This is a genomic window from Paenibacillus endoradicis, assembly GCF_024721975.1.
This window is the reverse complement of the sequence record NZ_JANQBB010000008.1, coordinates 53782-70872: the sequence shown is the minus strand read 5'-3', so window position 1 is coordinate 70872 and position 17091 is coordinate 53782. Positions and strand designations below refer to the sequence as shown.

General features: G+C 38.4%; 15 protein-coding genes. 4 read left to right on the top strand and 11 right to left on the bottom strand.

The features are described 5' to 3' along the window. Positions 1-2: 2 nt before the first annotated feature. The 3 genes from rnhA to NV377_RS22300 all read right to left on the bottom strand — a co-directional run bounded on the left by rnhA (position 3) and on the right by NV377_RS22300 (position 1637). Positions 3-437 carry a ribonuclease HI gene (gene rnhA / locus NV377_RS22310; protein ID WP_258203024.1) on the bottom strand — a complete coding sequence of 145 codons (435 nt, stop codon included), beginning with the start codon at positions 435-437 and terminating at the stop codon, positions 3-5. 15 nt (positions 438-452) lie between these two features. Next, entirely contained in the window at positions 453-977 is a 525-nt protein-coding gene (lepB, locus tag NV377_RS22305; RefSeq protein WP_258203023.1) for a signal peptidase I, read from the bottom strand. Positions 978-1214: 237 nt separating this feature from the next. After that, positions 1215-1637 (bottom strand): GNAT family N-acetyltransferase, encoded by a 423-nt coding sequence (locus tag NV377_RS22300; RefSeq protein ID WP_258203022.1) that lies wholly within the window; start codon positions 1635-1637, stop codon positions 1215-1217. 306 nt (positions 1638-1943) lie between these two features. Here NV377_RS22300 and NV377_RS22295 point away from each other — a divergent pair, with 306 nt between their 5' ends. Beyond that, on the top strand, positions 1944-2555 hold the full coding sequence (locus NV377_RS22295; protein WP_258203021.1) for a superoxide dismutase: 612 nt from the start codon (positions 1944-1946) through the stop codon (positions 2553-2555). Positions 2556-2780: 225 nt separating this feature from the next. Then, positions 2781-3722 (top strand): hypothetical protein, encoded by a 942-nt coding sequence (locus tag NV377_RS22290; RefSeq protein WP_258203020.1) that lies wholly within the window; start codon positions 2781-2783, stop codon positions 3720-3722. 146 nt (positions 3723-3868) lie between these two features. Here NV377_RS22290 and NV377_RS22285 read toward each other — a convergent pair whose 3' ends face one another. From NV377_RS22285 to NV377_RS22265, 5 genes are all read right to left on the bottom strand, one after another. Continuing rightward, positions 3869-4978, bottom strand: a complete 1110-nt coding sequence (locus NV377_RS22285; protein WP_258203019.1) for a S1C family serine protease — start codon at positions 4976-4978, stop codon at positions 3869-3871. Between the two features lie 142 nt (positions 4979-5120). Continuing rightward, complete coding sequence (locus NV377_RS22280) at positions 5121-6335, bottom strand: hypothetical protein (protein WP_258203018.1); 1215 nt, start codon at positions 6333-6335, stop codon at positions 5121-5123. Between the two features lie 389 nt (positions 6336-6724). Continuing rightward, complete coding sequence (locus NV377_RS22275; protein ID WP_258203017.1) at positions 6725-8392, bottom strand: ribulokinase; 1668 nt, start codon at positions 8390-8392, stop codon at positions 6725-6727. A 12-nt stretch (positions 8393-8404) separates the two neighbouring features. Then, positions 8405-9100, bottom strand: coding sequence for an L-ribulose-5-phosphate 4-epimerase (gene araD / locus NV377_RS22270; RefSeq protein WP_258203187.1), 696 nt, complete (start codon positions 9098-9100; stop codon positions 8405-8407). 302 nt (positions 9101-9402) lie between these two features. Further along, on the bottom strand, positions 9403-10509 hold the full coding sequence (locus NV377_RS22265) for a GntR family transcriptional regulator (protein WP_258203016.1): 1107 nt from the start codon (positions 10507-10509) through the stop codon (positions 9403-9405). 345 nt (positions 10510-10854) lie between these two features. Here NV377_RS22265 and trxB point away from each other — a divergent pair, with 345 nt between their 5' ends. Next, positions 10855-11790: a thioredoxin-disulfide reductase gene (gene trxB / locus NV377_RS22260; RefSeq protein ID WP_258203015.1), complete on the top strand. Its 936-nt coding sequence runs from the start codon at positions 10855-10857 to the stop codon at positions 11788-11790. 262 nt (positions 11791-12052) lie between these two features. Here the strand turns inward: trxB and NV377_RS22255 are convergent, their stop codons facing one another. After that, positions 12053-12853: a polysaccharide deacetylase family protein gene (locus tag NV377_RS22255; protein WP_258203014.1), complete on the bottom strand. Its 801-nt coding sequence runs from the start codon at positions 12851-12853 to the stop codon at positions 12053-12055. Positions 12854-13614: 761 nt separating this feature from the next. Between NV377_RS22255 and NV377_RS22250 the strand changes: the two genes are divergently transcribed. Further along, positions 13615-14079, top strand: a complete 465-nt coding sequence (locus tag NV377_RS22250; protein ID WP_258203013.1) for a cupin domain-containing protein — start codon at positions 13615-13617, stop codon at positions 14077-14079. Between the two features lie 117 nt (positions 14080-14196). Here NV377_RS22250 and uidA read toward each other — a convergent pair whose 3' ends face one another. Together uidA and NV377_RS22240 are read right to left on the bottom strand one after the other, a co-directional pair. After that, positions 14197-15951 (bottom strand): beta-glucuronidase, encoded by a 1755-nt coding sequence (gene uidA / locus NV377_RS22245; protein ID WP_258203012.1) that lies wholly within the window; start codon positions 15949-15951, stop codon positions 14197-14199. Between the two features lie 311 nt (positions 15952-16262). After that, on the bottom strand, positions 16263-17078 hold the full coding sequence (locus NV377_RS22240; RefSeq protein ID WP_258203011.1) for a carbohydrate ABC transporter permease: 816 nt from the start codon (positions 17076-17078) through the stop codon (positions 16263-16265). Positions 17079-17091 lie beyond the last annotated feature (13 nt).

The following is a 17091-nucleotide window of genomic DNA, read 5'->3' as shown; positions in this document are numbered from 1 at the left end:
TATTACAAGCTCCTAATTGCCGCTCGGGCCAATTCATCACAGCGATTATTAAATTCATTATCGCTATGCCCTTTCACCTTCACGTATTCCACACGATGTTGCTGCATCAGTTGCCATAGCTGTTTCCACAAATCTTGATTCTCAACTGGTTGCTTCTTACTATTCATCCATCCGTTACGCATCCAACCAAAAATCCAACCTTTTTGAAAACAATTTACAACATATGCGGAATCACTATATACTGTCACTTGGCATTTTTCTTTCAATACTTCTAATGCTTTAATAACTGCTAGTATTTCCATTCTATTGTTCGTTGAATCCCGCTGCCCACCACTTATTTCTTTACGATGTTCTCCAAAGAACAGAATAGCTCCGTAACCGCCTGGTCCAGGATTACCTGAACAAGCACCATCTGTATATATCATTACTTCCTTCAATCTATATTCACCAACCTAGAACCATTTGAATTTATTAAACGGGAATATAATTCCATCTATTCTACCAACAATCGTCGCTTCTTCTATCGGACCAAAAATTCGACTATCATTACTCATCATAAGTTTGCGATTATCACCCATAACGTAATACATACCTTCAGGTACAATGATATCTATCTCTTGTTGTCCTTCGATCACTGAATTTGTGTATGGCTCTTCAACAACTTCGCCATTACGGACAAGTTGACCGTTAACAATCTCAATATGATCCCCTGCTTTTCCTACAACACGCTTCACAAAATATTTATCGTCAGGATTATCGGCGATTCTTGGATTTTTCAATACAACGATATCATTTAATTCCGGCGATGAAATATGATATACTATTTTATTTGAAAATAACCATTCTTTATGGAGCAATGTTGGTTCCATTGATTTCCCGCTGACGATAGCTAGGGAAAATAAAAACATCTGTACAAGAAATACGATAATAAATGCAATAACAATCGTTTTAATCCAATCCCATAATTCAGCTATCATAATCTAATTTTTCCTCCTTGCAACATCCTGCCAATTGCGAATAGTCATGCTTAACTTATCTCGCATACAATCGTGCCTACTTCATCTATATTCTATCAAGCAATAACTTTTTACAATATTACAATAATACCTTACTCTACTATCTTCTATCAATCTTATAAAAATTTTCATTATATAATAAGAAAAGCATACCTGTGTACATAATAGATGTACATAGAATATGCTTTATAAATGTTGTTAGCCTGTCACGATACTCAACTTTTGGAAAGATCGGATAAAATCTGATGCTACAAATCCTATCGACTCAAAAAGTGGCAATAAAGGCTCATTATGTTCATCAGCGGTAACGTAAATTTTCGTTACTTTTTTCTCTTCGAAACGTTGTTTCAAGGCGTTGGCAAGTTGTTTGCCTACTCCTTGTCTTTGATATGAAGGAGACACAGCAATTCTATAATAATAACCTTTATTATTATCTATTGTGCCAATTATTACGCCTACAATTTTCTCATCAGCCTCAGCGACAAGTACAAGATCACTATCCCAGCTTAACTGTCGACCAAATGCCTCAATGGTTTGCTCATAACATTCTTCTGATAAGACCTCTTCAAATAACTCAGTAATTTTACGAGTATCCGATAACTTAATTGAACGCAAATTCATGATTTACACCTACTTATCAAAGTTCAGTACTTGTACATATTACGACAATTATACATAAATCCCTTCTTAAATTGTCATTTTTTTTATTGGAAATTCATATTTTTTCAAGTTTTTTTAATGAAAACGCTTCATTTCTTGCTGAATTTACAATATGTTGTCGAATAATGCATAAAAATCCTTCCACAATCTTATACTGTTATTTAGTAGTTTTTGAAGCATTAGACTTTTTCAACATCAATGTTGATTTATTAGGTCAAATGGGGGATAATAAGTTAAGTAACTATATATACATTGGAGGTTTTATTAATGGCTCATCAATTACCAGCTCTACCTTATGCTAACAATGCACTTGAACCACATATTGATGCACTAACTATGGAAATTCACCATGATCGTCACCACAATACTTATGTAACTAATCTTAATGCTGCTTTGGAATCTGCTCCTGAGCTTCAATCTAAATCAGTTGAAGAACTTATTGCTAATCTTGATAGCGTTCCTGAAGGTATCCGTACTGCTGTTCGTAACAACGGTGGCGGACATGCTAACCATAGCTTGTTCTGGGAAACAATTGCTCCTAACGCTGGTGGCGCACCAACTGGCGCTCTTGCAACTGCAATTGATAGTAAATTTGGTAGCTTCGATAATTTCAAAGCAGAATTTGCAAAAGCAGCAACAACTCGTTTCGGTAGCGGTTGGGCTTTCCTAGCTGTTTCTAACGGCGAAATTGAAGTTTACAGCTTACCAAATCAAGATAGCCCAATTATGGAAGGTAAAACTCCTGTTCTTGGTCTTGATGTTTGGGAGCATGCATACTACTTGAACTACCAAAACAAACGCCCTGACTATATTGCAGCTTTCTGGAATGTTGTTAACTGGGATGAAGTTGGTAAACGTTACGAAGCAGCAGTTAAATAATAACTCTCTTCACTATAAAGGCAGCTTACTCATCGATTTGATGATTAAGCTGCCTTTTATTGTATGTACACTACTTCGCAGACATGCCTCTTTTCCCACTTTTCTATCATCTCTCTTTTATTATAGAACTTATTAATATGGATTAGGCACCTCCTTCCCATTAGGCGCATAAGCTATCGCAGGTCGAATGCCTAATATGTTTCGTAAAGGAGCTTGAATACTTATATGAATAATTTCTATCCTCAACCAAACTTTCAATTCAATCAGCCTTGTGATTGTGGCTCAATAAATCATCGTTTCGCAATGCCTGCACCTCACATGCCAATGAGTCCACAATCTGGACAGTTTATCTGGTGGCAGCCCGGTCCTGGGCAACCTGGGCAATGGATGCCCGCGCCGTGGGGACTACCTTGGTTACCTACTCATCCACAAGGAGATGGTCATCATCATGATCATGATGGGCACGATCATGACCATGAACACGACCACGATCACGACCACGATGACCAACATTCGCATCAGCAACATGCTTCTCAACATTTATTTCATCAGATTGCAACACCTGCTATACCTCGTGAACAGGATGAATGGCTTGCTCTAGGCTATATTAACGATGGTGAAGAGCGTCCTCCTGGTCCTGGGCACGGATCCGGACATGGTCCTGGACACGGGCCTGGACATGGGCCTGGGCACGGACCTGGACACGGACCTGGGCATGGACCTGGACATGGACCTGGACATGGACCTGGACATGGACCTGGGCATGGACATTTTGGACCTTTTGGACCTTTCGGTCCCTTCGTACCATGGGGTGGAGGCGTTCTTCCGATTCCAATTCCAATCCCTATTGGCGGCGGTGGTGGAGGTATTGCACCCGCTCCTTCGCAAGCAGTATTTGTATCGATAAATGGTGGCAGCGCATATCCCAATGCTACTGGAACTTACCAAGTTATGTATCAACCTGGATTAACAATCTTCGATGCACTAGCAAGTACAGGTGTCATACAACTTTCACCATCAGGACAAATATTACTTGTGAGTGGTGTAGGCATAGGTGGAAATGTAAATTATGTTATTCGCTTAAATGGTAGAAATATCTCAACCAACATGTTGAATTATAATTTGCAACCGAATGACCAAGTTAGCGTAGATCTGATCTACACATAATAGTTAAATAATTCGATGGGCCTTCATGTTGCTTCATGGAAGCATTGCAATTTTGAACTGATCTTAAATTGATCGCCCATATTACAATAAAGGCGTACTAATTTCCTCAGCTAGAGGTAATTAGTACGCCCTTTACATATTCAAAACTATTGAAGTAACTTACTTTTGCTATTTAATAACTTCAACTGATCATCGTCATATCCTACTCTAAAACTAATCTGTTGTTTCGTTAATTTGAAAGAACCATCCACACGTTCATCAGCTGAAATAACAACAGTAATCGTTGCCTCATCATCACCGAGGGTAATGTGTTGGTCATCAATAGAAATGTTCCGTGTAGTAATATAGTTTTCTCTAAATTTCACGTAACTTGTACCTTCTTGCCAACTACTACCTAGAAGCGTATATGCATATACGTAATCTCCGATATTAATAGCATCATAGAAGTGAGCTACAAGATAACTAGCTAGTTGATCAAGTCGCTTGGTCTCTTCGACAATTTCAGATTCTTCATTCAAGGCAATTCCCGGTAACATTGTCATTGGCTCTTTTGACCAACCCTCAATTAGTGGTAATACATTAACAATCGGTATACTAAACCCTATGGAACTATTCTCTAGTCCAGCTGAATTAATACCTAGCACATAGCCCGTGGACGTATCTACGAGTGGACCACCGCTATTACCATGGGATATCGGTGTAGATATCTGATACAAATCACTGTAAGTATAAGGTGCGATTTGTAAGCTTCGTCCAACACCACTAACCATACCTGTCGTTACCGTATTTTGCAGACCAAGTGGGCTACCTATTGAAAGAACTTCATCACCAACACTAGATTTTTCATACTTAACTAGTGATAAACTACCTGAATTAGCGAGTTCCGGAACTCTAACTACCGCAACGTCTACTTCTGTACTGATACCAATTACTTCACCAATTAATTCACGTGCATCAGCAGTTTTGACTTTAACCTGTCTAACTCCAGATACTACATGAGCGTTCGTAATGAGGTCACCTTGTTCATTATACAAAAAACCTGAACCTTGAATACCTGTATCCGTTTCAATCATAACGACATACTTCTGTGTTTCAAAAATAATATCTTTGAGTGATTTTTTCTTCTCACCTACAGCTATTAGAGGAGAACCATTCAACTGTCTCGGAATAATTTCTTTCAACTCAATATATGTAAGAAAACCTCCACCGAGCAGAAGGAGTATACCGAGACTGATCAACATCGCCTTCCAGTTCATGTCTCTTCCTCCCAAAACTTTTCATTAGCTTCTCGATGCACTTCTTGTTAATGAAAAGTTGCATCGGAAGCATACACTAAAACTTTTCATTAGCTTCTCGATGCACTTCTCCTATAAGAAAAGTTGCATCGGAAGCATTATATTACTCTAAACTCCATGATCCATTTGATACTGTAACATCTAATTCTTCTTCGTAATCTAAACCTTCTGGTAATGTTACTGAGAAGCTCATTCCTTCACCTGATCCAATATAACTCGGTGTTACTCCGATCGTACCACCACTAATTACTAATCCAGCGGAATCAACAATTTTATAATCAATCTTCACATCAAATATAGAGCGAGTAGCTACGTTTTTCATGTAAGCCACAACAACAATATTACCAAGTTCATTCATTACCTTTTCATATTCAATTAACTCAATCGCCGCAGTCTGATTAATATAGTCTTCGGCGGCTGCTTGCTCCATTGCTTTCTGTATCCGTTGTTCTTCAGCTAACTCATAGGTTGTCTGCTCTTGCTTAACCCTTTGCTTAAGTTCAAGTAGTGTATCATCTGCACGAGCCCAAGCGAGTGCGCTCTCTGTCGTCGTTAAGGCGGAGGTAAATTTTTTCTTCGTTAACAAATCATTTACTTCAGCTGTCGCAGTCGTACGGATACGATCGATAATTTGATTTCTCAATGCTTCAGCTTCCTCACCTATTAAACCATTAACAACATTTAATAAGTTACCTAGATCAGATATTGAACCAAGCGTAGTAAGCTCATTAGTTAAACTAAGTATCGTATACTTCATATTTAACTCTTCTAGTTTTTCTCGTTGCTTATCAAAGATAGGTTCCTTATAACCATTCAATTCCTGTCTAAACTCTTCAAGTTTCTTTTCAGCCTCAGCCTCATCTCCACGCTCAATGATCGCTTCAAGTTCTGCAGCAATACGTTCTACTTTAACCGCTACATAGACCAAATTCTGATCTTGTTGAAGTGGATTGAATTGAGGGCGAATCGAAATAGCTTCATCCAAGTATGCAATCGCCTCTTGATAATTGCCTGCAAGCGCAGAAAGCTTTGCATCTGATTGCAGTTCCAATACTTTCTCATTATAATCTAATTCAATTTTATAATAACGGAACAATGCCCCTGAAATAGCAACTATTAATAATAAAAATACGATCGTAACCTTAATTGCAAAAGAACCTTTCGCAGATTTAGCATTACTAATGACTGCATCATTCGATTGTATACTTAATTGATCTATAGAATCATCATGCTCTACATCATCTAAATGAATAAATTCAATTGTTTCGTCTGGCCAAATACCAACTCTCTGCTCTTTCGTAATGTTGTGCTGAAGCAACTTTTTTCCACATTGGCTACAGTAAATAGCATCTTCAGCAAAACCTCGTTGACAATGGTGACAATACACGTATGCTCAGCTCCCACCTTATTCAACTTCTCGCTATTCTCTCTCTAATTGGACAGTCTTAGTTCTATTCTATACTAAATAGTAACTGTTCTCCATTTCAAAATAGTGGGATATTAGATCTATTTTTAAATGTTGGTACTTATTTCCTATATTGTATATAACATATATACGATATAAAATATTCGTTGTTTCACTTTACTTAAACAATGTTATTGCAGAAGTCGCAATCATCTATTCTATCGTATTTACTTAACTATTTCTACTAAAAAAGTCTGATAGAGTATAAATACTCTATCAGACTTTAGAATAGTATATAAATATTAATTTACTTGCTCTTTGATCGCTTTCAAACGCTTCATTACATCATTATCTCCACGACCGTAGTAATCATGAAGCTGATTATATTCAGCATATAGTTTTTCGTAAACAGCTACATTTTCAGCAATAGGCTTGAATGTTTCTTCTCGTACACGAGCCATATTAGCTGCTGCATCAACAACATTATCGTAACCACCTTTTGCTGCTCCAGCTGCAACTGCACCAAACATCGCAGCCCCAAGTGCTGGTGTTTGTTTAGATGCAGCGATTTTGATTTCACGATTCGTTACATCTGCATATATTTGCATTAATAGTTTATTTTTTTGCGGTAATCCACCACATGCATACAATTCTTCAACCTTCACACCATTAGAATGGAAAGCATCTACAATTTTACGAGTGCCGAAAGCTGTTGCTTCCAGTAACGCACGATACATTTCCCATGGCTTAGTAAGTAAAGTCATACCTATCATAGTACCTGTAAGATTTGTATCTACAAGAACAGATCGATTTCCATTCCACCAATCTAGTGCTAGTAGACCAGATTGACCAGGTACTAACTCATTGGCACGTCGAGTTAGATACTCATGAATATGCTCCCCAGCTTGCTCAGCTTCACGATATGCATAAGCTGGTACACTCTCTTCAACGAACCATTCGAAAATATCACCAACCGCGGATTGACCCGCTTCATAGCCAAAGTATCCAGGAACGATTCCATCTTCAACAACACCGCACATGCCTTCAACTTCACGCTCAGTATCTCCAAGAATTAGATGGCAGATTGAAGTACCCATAGACATTACTAATTTACCTGGAGTAACTACTCCTACTGCTGGAACAGCAGCATGCGCATCTACGTTACCAACTGCAATAGCAGTTCCTGCACTTAGTCCAATCTTAGCTGCCATCTGGGCTGTTAATTCCCCAGCTTTCGTACCAAGTGGCACAACATCACCACGAAGCTTCGTAGAAGTAAGTTTCGCTAGTCGAGGATCTAATGCACTTAGAAATTCTTCGCTCGGATAACCATCTTGCTTATGCCAGATAGCTTTATACCCAGCTGTGCAGCTATTGCGGACGATATTACCTGTCATCTGTCCAATAACCCAATCTGTTGCTTCAACAAATTGATCTGCTTCTTCGTAGATTTCAGGTGCTTCATCTAATGTTTGCCATACTTTCGCAAGCATCCATTCCGATGATATTTTACCACCATAACGAGCTAGCCATTTCTCACCACGAGCTGCAGCAATTTCATTAATTGCATCAGCTTCAGGTTGTGCTGCGTGATGTTTCCATAATTTCACCCATGCATGGGGGTTATCAACATGTTGTGGCGCAAAACATAATGGGCTACCTTGTTCATTAATTGGTAGCATTGTACATGCTGTAAAGTCGATACCTAGTCCGATTACATCTTCAGCTGCGATGCCTGTCGCTTTCATTACAGCTGGAATTGAATTTTCTAATACTTCTATATAATCCTGAGGATGCTGCAATGCCCAATCATACTCAAGCTTTCGTCCAGATGGAAGAGTTTCATCCATAACATGATGACGGTAAGGGGTAACATGATCTGCAAGTTCATGACCATTTGATAAATCAACTAATACTGCACGGCCTGATTGTGTTCCGTAGTCAACACCAATAGCATATTTCTTACTCATGATTAACTCCTCCTATTTTTGACCGTAGTATGCGTTTGCACCATGCTTACGTAAATAATGGCGATCCAATAAATCTTGATCCATCGGGCTTACTTGTGGATTCAATGCTAATGTTTGAAGTCCCATCTTAGCTACCTCTTCTACAACGACCGCATTATGAACTGCATTATGAGCATCTTTGCCCCATACAAAAGGTGCATGGCTGTTTACAAGAACAGCAGGAACCATATTAGGATCAATCTGACGTTGTTCAAACGTTTCAACGATTACAACACCTGTCTCATGCTCATAAGCACCTTGTATTTCTTCCTTCGTCATCGCACGTGTACATGGAATTTCTCCATAGAAGTAGTCACCATGTGTCGTGCCAAGTGCAGGAATACCTTTTCCAGCTTGAGCCCAACTTGTAGCCCAAGGAGAATGAGTATGAACTACTCCGCCGATGTCTTCAAAATGCTTATATAGAAGGACATGAGTAGCTGTATCAGAAGAAGGACGATAGTTTCCTTCTACTACGTTACCGTCAAGATCGACAACAACCATCTGTTCAGGTTTTAGCTCTTCATACGGTACACCGCTCGGTTTAATAACTACTAGACCAGATTCACGATCAATTCCACTTACATTTCCCCAAGTAAACGTTACCAAACCATATTTCGGCAATTCCATGTTTGCTTCCCATACTTGTTGTTTCAATTGTTCTAGCATACGAATACTCACTCTCCTCAAACGTTTCATATCGTTCAGTTATGCTTCTTGTGTCAGTTCGATAAAACGAACTTATACGTACAGGATACGTAATTCACGATAATTATATTATAAGTTGTACGTACAAGTGTGTCACTATGTTTTTATTAAATATTTTCATTATCTTTTATATCATCATACTTCTAACCCATTAGCAATTTCGAATAATGCATAACCTACTGTGTTACAGAGATATAATATAAGAAGCATGTTAAAGAGCTACAGGAACCCTTAGTATAGAAAGTACTAAGAGTTCGCTGTAGCTATTGATAAAACGGCTTGCTCGTTGATTCACGGATAACAAGTTCAGGTATATATACTTTATCTTCCATCGTTACGCCTACACCTTGTTCAACAATTTTCATTAGCATTTGCACCGCATCTCTACCCATTTGCGTTTTCGGATGAGCGATCGTCGTCAACTTCACTTCTGTTGCGGTTGCTAAGTTGGCATCATCAAAGCCTACAATTGAAAGATGTTCTGGGACTTGTAGCTCCTCTTGTCTTACAATATCAAGCATTTTCACAGCTAATTCATCGTTATAGCAGACAATTGCTGTTGGTCGCTCAAATACTTCTTGTCTCAGCAATTGATGTAATGCATGGGCAGGTACAGTTTCCTTTTCTTCAGAGCTATATCGTAATATGTAGTCACTTGATATACTTAACCCTTGCTCTTTGAACGCCCTTACGAAACCCTTCATACGCCTAATACCTTGAAAATCATCAGTCTTGAAAAATCCAGCTATTCTACGATGTCCAAGATCAATAAGATGTTTGGCTGCACGATAACCACCCAATTCATCATCAATACGAAGGCATGGCGCATCTACTTCACTATATCTTTCATTAAGCATCACATATGGTATACGCAAGGAATCAAGCGCAAGAAAATAGGAATAGTTAGGATTCCCTTCCGCACTTTTGGTAGGTTCAATAATTAATCCTGTTAATTGCTCACGTAACATCGATTCTAAACTTTGTTTTTCTTTAAGCTTTTCATTATCTGTACTTGCTAATAAAAGTCTAGCTCCACGTTCACGCACGCTTGCTTCTACACCTCTAACGATCGTCGGGAAAATATAATCTGATATAAATGTAGTAATTAGTCCGATCGTCATGCCCGTTCCATTATTACGAAATGAATTAGTGGTTTGCTCCGCTACAAAAGTCCCTTTACCTTGTTCCTTATATAGCCAGCCTTCTTGTTCTAATTCGCCTAAGGCTTGTCTTATTGTTTGCCTGCTCATATCAAATTGTTTCACTATATCATTCTCGGAAGGAAGCTTTTTATGAGGAGCATATTGTCCTGTAATGATCCAACGTAATATTTCTTCCTTAACTTGAATGTATTTTGGAGTATCTTTCATCCGTACACCTCACGATGCTTTTTAGTTGTATGGTTTCAGTATAGCACATGGTTAACTTGTACGTACAATATAAGACACTACGAGAACTATTCACTGTTCCAATCGAAGATCGCTACGATAGCGAAAATTCTTAAAAAGAAATTGGGTTAATTTTCACTGAATATTGGGTATATTACTTAAGTTGTATAAAAAGATGTATAGCTTCTGAAAAAAATCAAACCCTATAAGATGAAAGTTGTATGAACTTCGTTGACATCCTTTCCAGTTTGTAATAACTTAGAAAGACAACAACTGTGATTATTTTCATTACAGTTATAGACTAGATCAATTTCGGAGGAAACTATTATGCATAAAACAGTTATTATCGGTACGGGTCCTGCTGGACTAACAGCTGCAATCTATCTTGCACGTGCAAATATGGAACCAGTAGTCATTGAAGGCTGGCAACCAGGTGGTCAATTAACAACAACTACTGAAATCGAGAACTTCCCAGGTTTCCCTGAAGGTATTCTTGGTTCAGAGCTTATGTCTAATATGCGTAAGCAAGCAGAACGTTTCGGCGCTACTTTCAAAACAGGTTCTGTGAAGAGCGTTGATCTTAGTAAACGTCCTTTCGTACTTGATGTAGAAGGCATGGGAGAAGTAGTAGCGGAATCTGTTATTATTTCTACAGGTGCATCTGCTAAATATCTTGGAATTCCTGGGGAACAAGAAAATATCGGTCGTGGCGTAAGTACTTGTGCTACTTGCGACGGATTCTTCTTCCGTGGTAAAAAAATCGTAATGATTGGTGGCGGTGACTCTGCTATGGAAGAAGCTGGTTTCTTAACTCGCTTCGCATCTTCTGTAACACTTGTTAACCGTCGTACTGAACTTCGTGCTTCGAAAATCATGCAAGACCGTGCTCGTGATAACGAAAAAATCGAGTGGGCACTTAACCGTACACCTGTTGAAGTTTTAGCTAATGGCATGGGTGTTACAGGGCTAAAAGTTCTTAACAATGAGACAGGTGAAGAAGAAGTTATCGAAACAGATGGCGTATTTGTAGCTATCGGTCATACTCCTAACACTGGTTTCCTTAATGGCCAAATTACTACTGACGATCATGGTTATATCGTCGTTAAACCAGGTACAGCGACAACAAACATCCCTGGTGTATTCGCTTGTGGGGACGTTCAAGATTCAACTTACCGCCAAGCAATTACAGCAGCTGGTACTGGTTGTATGGCAGCACTTGAAGCAGAACGCTTCTTAGAAGGTCTTACACACATCTCCAAATAATTACATTTTATCATAAGTAAAAGGATGACAGATTTGTTACGCTATGTATTGCGTAACAAACTGTCATCCCTTTTTTGTATTGTTGCATCTACTTATCTTTTCGGTGGAATGATAATTCCACCTTGGCGTGAATCTGCAGGGGGTATTCGTTTTTGTTATTAAATATTGACAATCAGAACCTTATCTCAAGCTCAATATCAGTTAACCTGTAAAGAGGTAAATGTCTACTCATGTGTGAACACGATATGCTATTAATGTGGCATTAGCCTAAATCTTCTATACTGCCTGCTTTTACTTCAATAGTCTTATCATTCACACTTATCCAAACATCAGTAGCAGTAGGATTATGTACAACTTTGCAATCCATCGTAAAGCGTAATGCTTGTATCGACTTCATATATGCGACAATCTCAGCATTAGTTGCATACCATATGTCTCTCTTCCTACCTAGCTTTTCACCAAATTGGTTAATTAGCTCCCAATTTTGATCATTCTCGAATTCATAGCTATGTCCCCAAACATATAGCAAACTCATTCTCGAATGTCTCTGATTTAAGTTTAAAAATTGATCTGCTACATCAAGCATATTTTTATGGTGACATGTTGGATGCCAGTGTAACATATTTTCAGGCATATGAAACCCTCCATGACTAGCGGTCGTACGAGCATATTCTATGCCGATTGCTTGTAATTGCTCAATTACAGAATCATTATACGTTCCAAATGGATAACTCATTCCTCTAATCGGATAACGAACTATTTCCTCTAATACTTGACGATCCTGCACGACTTGATAAATGATTTGTTCTTGTGGTGACTGCTCAAGAAATGGATGATGTGTCGTATGAATCGAGACTTCATGCCCTTGAAATAACTCTGCAACCTCACTTGCTTTAAGATAGCTTTCACGCCCCAAAAGCCCACTATTTATGTGAAAGGTTCCCTTTAAACCATAATCATTAAAGAGCTTTACTAACCTGCGATCATACTCTCTACCATCATCAAAACTTAATGTGATCGCTTTTGTCACACCTTGTGGAAAACGATCAAAGCGAATATTCATTACTGCTACCTCCATGACATTTATCGTATATTAGTCTTATTATCTAATTCCAAAAAACATTTAAGAGAGAGCGCAACAGAAAATCAACTCCATCATCGCCCTTTCGATGATCTTGAATATTTCCGACTATTTTGCAAAATGTTGGAATCTCAACTTATAAATTCAGCGTTGATCTCCTGAACCCACATCCCCGATCATTCACTATGAATTGTTAACCATTTACAGTTTCATCATAATCTATACCAATCGCAACTGTAAATATGCTACTTACTCAATCGATAGGCAATAGTCACCATCAATGTAAGGTTCGTCATCTTAAGAAATGTTTGAAGTATCACACTCGACTCTAACTCATCTTCAATATACTTTTCTTTATCATTGATATTTCTGATACCAGTACTTCCATGCTCACCAGTTCAATTACCAATAGATATAATAAATCTACAACTTTGAATCTTACGCAGTTATATATACAATCAACTACTATTGGCTTTGAACAAACACGGGTAGAACTACAGGCGATATTCACGACTAGAGTTTATCATAGTCTTCTACAACAGAATATTATGTACATTTCCATATAATTCTTAATGCTACCTCTAGTTTTTAAGATGGTTTTAATGAATTTATATTATAAATAATATCAGTATGTTCAAATAAATATAATTCACAAATGAATTACTATACACATTTCATTCGTTTTACGATATAAAGAACTATAGAGAGAAACTAAATAATGAAGTGGATGAGGAGAATTAGCGATGCAAGCAACTACGAAAAAATTATCACCATACGTTGAATTACTAGGTTTGAAGCCACATGTTGAAGGTGGCTGGTACAAGGAGATTTGGAAGGCTAGCTTTACTATTCCACAAGAAGTATTAGGTGCACCGTACTCTGGCCCAAGGCCATCTGCATCATCCATCTATTTCTTGCTACATCCGGATGAGTTTTCTGATTGGCATAAAGTTTATTCCGATGAACTTTGGATGTGGCATGCTGGTAGCCCTATTATGCTTACGTTAGGCGGAACTGATGCCGATCCATCAGTTAGGAAGCAAATTATCGTTGGCCCTGATATTGCTGCTGGACACCTGCCACAAGCATTAGTGCCTGCGAATGAATGGCAAATGACGAAACCACTTGGTGATGAACCGGTATTAGTATCCTGTGTCGTTGCTCCTGGTTTCCACTACGACGACTTTAAGCTCATTGATCGCAAATAAATAATATAATGAAGCAGTCTGTATCTACAAATAAGCTATCAATGAGAGCATTAATACATTCTCATTGATAGCTTTTTACTAATTTCTCCACTCAACATCCATCGTTGTTAAGCTCGCTTATTTCTCTCCCTTTTCCTTCAACCATATTTCACGCAATTTATGCGCTGCGAGTTTTGGCTGTCGTTCACGGGTAAACAATCCCTTACGATTCACGACTACACGCGATGGAGTCTGACTTGTTTTGAAATCAGCAAATGACCATACATGTGCACCAATTGTATATGGCTTACTTGCAATAATTTGATACTGTCTAGTTACCATCTCGGCTTGATACTCCTCAGAAAATAGCTCTGGAGGATCTGTATGAACACCAGCAACCGCATCCGCACCAAATTCTGTAACGATAATTGGCTTCCGTAATAATTCATAGCATCGGTCTAGCTTTTGATCAAGCATAGCACAGCCTTCATCCAAGCGTGCAGCTTGCTCATACCAACCATAATAACGATTGAGGCTAACAAAATCAAAATGCTTCAACGCATAATCATCCTCTACATCTAAGCAATTCACAATTGTAATTGGACGAGTGCTATCTAGCGAGCGTGCATGGTCATATAGCGCCTTATAGAAAGGATCTGCTTCTGGAACGAAGGTATGCCCTTCATTAGCAAGACTCCATGCGATAATAGACGGATGATTATAATCCCGATGGATCATTTCACTTATTACTCTCGTCGCCTTTTCTCTAATGATATCATCGGTATAATGACTAGGTACAAAACCAACAAACGGCGTTTCACCAATGACAAGTAGCCCTGTACGATCAGCATATTGTAAAAACTCATCGCTATATGGATAGTGGCTCGTACGAATGGAGTTGGCTCCCATCCATTTAAGCAAATTGAAATCCTTCGCAATAACTGCATGATTCATACCTTTCCCTAGCACAGGGAAGTCTTCATGCATACCGAAGCCATTAAGAAATATTGGTTCTCCATTCAGTAACAATTTTGCATCCTCAATTTTCACGCTACGAATTCCAAATGACTGTGTATATTCATCAACTACATGCCCATTAGCATCTAAAAGACTTACTTTCAAAGCATAAAGGTATGGGTCTGCTGGACACCACGGACGTACATCGAAGACATCAAAATGACCTACGATAGTTAATTCATCCTCATGTAAGGAATGATTCACTGAAATCGATGTATGCTCGACTTGGAGCAAGCATGAGGCTGTTGATTGACCTGATATCCCTACTTTGAAGCTCACTTTACCTATTCCATCAATAAGATCCGTCGTAAGTTGAATAGATTCAATATAGGATGAAGGAGTAGAAAATATATTTACTGGACGATTAATTCCTCCATACGGAAAGAAATCAAAGTAATTGTTAGGGAATTGCCCTTTAAAACCTATAATCATTTCTGACTCAACATCACCTGGAGGCAGACGATCGGGTGTGATCGTTGCATCTACTCGAATCGATATGCGATTGGCTCTACCCAATATAATTGCTTTCGATATATCAAATTCAAAAGGAAGATGTCCTCCTTCATGTTCACCAACAAGCTCACCATTGACCCAAATGGTTGTCAAATAGTTCGCGGCTCCAATCCGTAACCAAATTCGTTCGTCCTTTAAAGAATTTGGGATCATAACATCACGCTCGTACCAACCTATTCCAAAATAATGCATTAAATCTTGATATTGTTCATTCCAGCTAGCTTGGACTGATATTTCACGATCTGCCTCTAATTGTTTATGCCAATCATTCGACACTCCATCATTATGATGATCAGGTGCGAATCTCCAAAATCCATCTAAAGAATATAATTGTCTAGTTGCAGTTAACTGTGGATATAACATACTGAAACCTCCAGTTCATCTAAAGCTTACCTATCACTATAGTTGATTTTTCTAGACAATACAGTAAACTATTTTTACTGATTTGAGTATTTTCTTTACATTTTTGTTTGTAATCATGTGTATATATAATCTCTTAGACTAGTACTACATTGGCAGGAATAGCTAATTATGTTGCAATAGCTAACATTACCTTTCTATAAATTAATTTAATTTCATTATTTGAAAAAATAATAGCAAAAAGGACTGCTTAGTTCACAGTCCTTTTTGTTGTTAATGATATTTTTATATGTTCTCCTAGATACTTATTTCATTTATCCCTTCAATGACCCAGCAAGCGAACCGGAGATGAAATAGCGTTGTAAAAATACGAACAATAAGATCATTGGTAATGCAGTAACAAGTACGCCCGTCATTAATAGAGGGTAATCGGTCATAAATTCTCCTTTGAATTGCAGAAGCGCTAACGGTAGTGTTAGCTTATCTTTGCCCGATAGCAATAGCATTGGGAATAATAAATCGTTCCAGACGATAACGAATAAGAATGCAGCCGTTGTAGCCACATACGGTGCACTTAGCGGAAACACAATACGTAACAATAGTCTCCATTCGCCTGCCCCATCAATTTCTCCCGCTTCTAATATTTCCTTCGGTAATGTTTTCATAAATCCTGTTAGCATAAATACCGATAGCGGCAATAGCACTGACGCCGTTACAAGAATTAAGCCTAGATGGCTATTACTCCAGCCAAGCTTCTGTAGTAAAGAATAGATAGGAATCATATTAACCTGTGACGGAACCATCAACCCGATAGCAAACAGCGAAAAAATAACACCACCGATTGCTTGCTTACCATACCTCATAATCGCATATGAAATCGAACCTGCTAACAACAATACGAGTAGAACACTGGATAATGTAACAACAACACTATTGCGGAAATAGGTCCACATCGGCTGCTTATCAAACAGTGCCGTCACATTATGCCATGATAATTGAGTAGGCAAACCAATAGGATCACTATAGAACTGCGGTGTTGTTTTGAACATCGTGAATACGACGATCAGCAAGGGACCAATAATAATGATTGCAAATGATAAAAGTAATAGTCTTCCAAGCCATTTGAGCATCTATTTTCACCTC

Bases quoted from the DNA above. Each gene is read 5' to 3' on its own strand.
- NV377_RS22240 (WP_258203011.1), bottom strand. From the start codon at position 17,078: ATGCTCAAATGGCTTGGAAGACTATTACTTTTATCATTTGCAATCATT.
- NV377_RS22265 (WP_258203016.1), bottom strand. From the start codon at position 10,509: ATGAAAGATACTCCAAAATACATTCAAGTTAAGGAAGAAATATTACGT.
- NV377_RS22250 (WP_258203013.1), top strand. From the start codon at position 13,615: ATGCAAGCAACTACGAAAAAATTATCACCATACGTTGAATTACTAGGT.
- NV377_RS22255 (WP_258203014.1), bottom strand. From the start codon at position 12,853: ATGAATATTCGCTTTGATCGTTTTCCACAAGGTGTGACAAAAGCGATC.
- araD (WP_258203187.1), bottom strand. From the start codon at position 9,100: ATGCTAGAACAATTGAAACAACAAGTATGGGAAGCAAACATGGAATTG.
- lepB (WP_258203023.1), bottom strand. From the start codon at position 977: ATGATAGCTGAATTATGGGATTGGATTAAAACGATTGTTATTGCATTT.
- NV377_RS22295 (WP_258203021.1), top strand. From the start codon at position 1,944: ATGGCTCATCAATTACCAGCTCTACCTTATGCTAACAATGCACTTGAA.
- NV377_RS22290 (WP_258203020.1), top strand. From the start codon at position 2,781: ATGAATAATTTCTATCCTCAACCAAACTTTCAATTCAATCAGCCTTGT.
- uidA (WP_258203012.1), bottom strand. From the start codon at position 15,951: ATGTTATATCCACAGTTAACTGCAACTAGACAATTATATTCTTTAGAT.
- trxB (WP_258203015.1), top strand. From the start codon at position 10,855: ATGCATAAAACAGTTATTATCGGTACGGGTCCTGCTGGACTAACAGCT.
- NV377_RS22275 (WP_258203017.1), bottom strand. From the start codon at position 8,392: ATGAGTAAGAAATATGCTATTGGTGTTGACTACGGAACACAATCAGGC.
- NV377_RS22300 (WP_258203022.1), bottom strand. From the start codon at position 1,637: ATGAATTTGCGTTCAATTAAGTTATCGGATACTCGTAAAATTACTGAG.
- NV377_RS22285 (WP_258203019.1), bottom strand. From the start codon at position 4,978: ATGAACTGGAAGGCGATGTTGATCAGTCTCGGTATACTCCTTCTGCTC.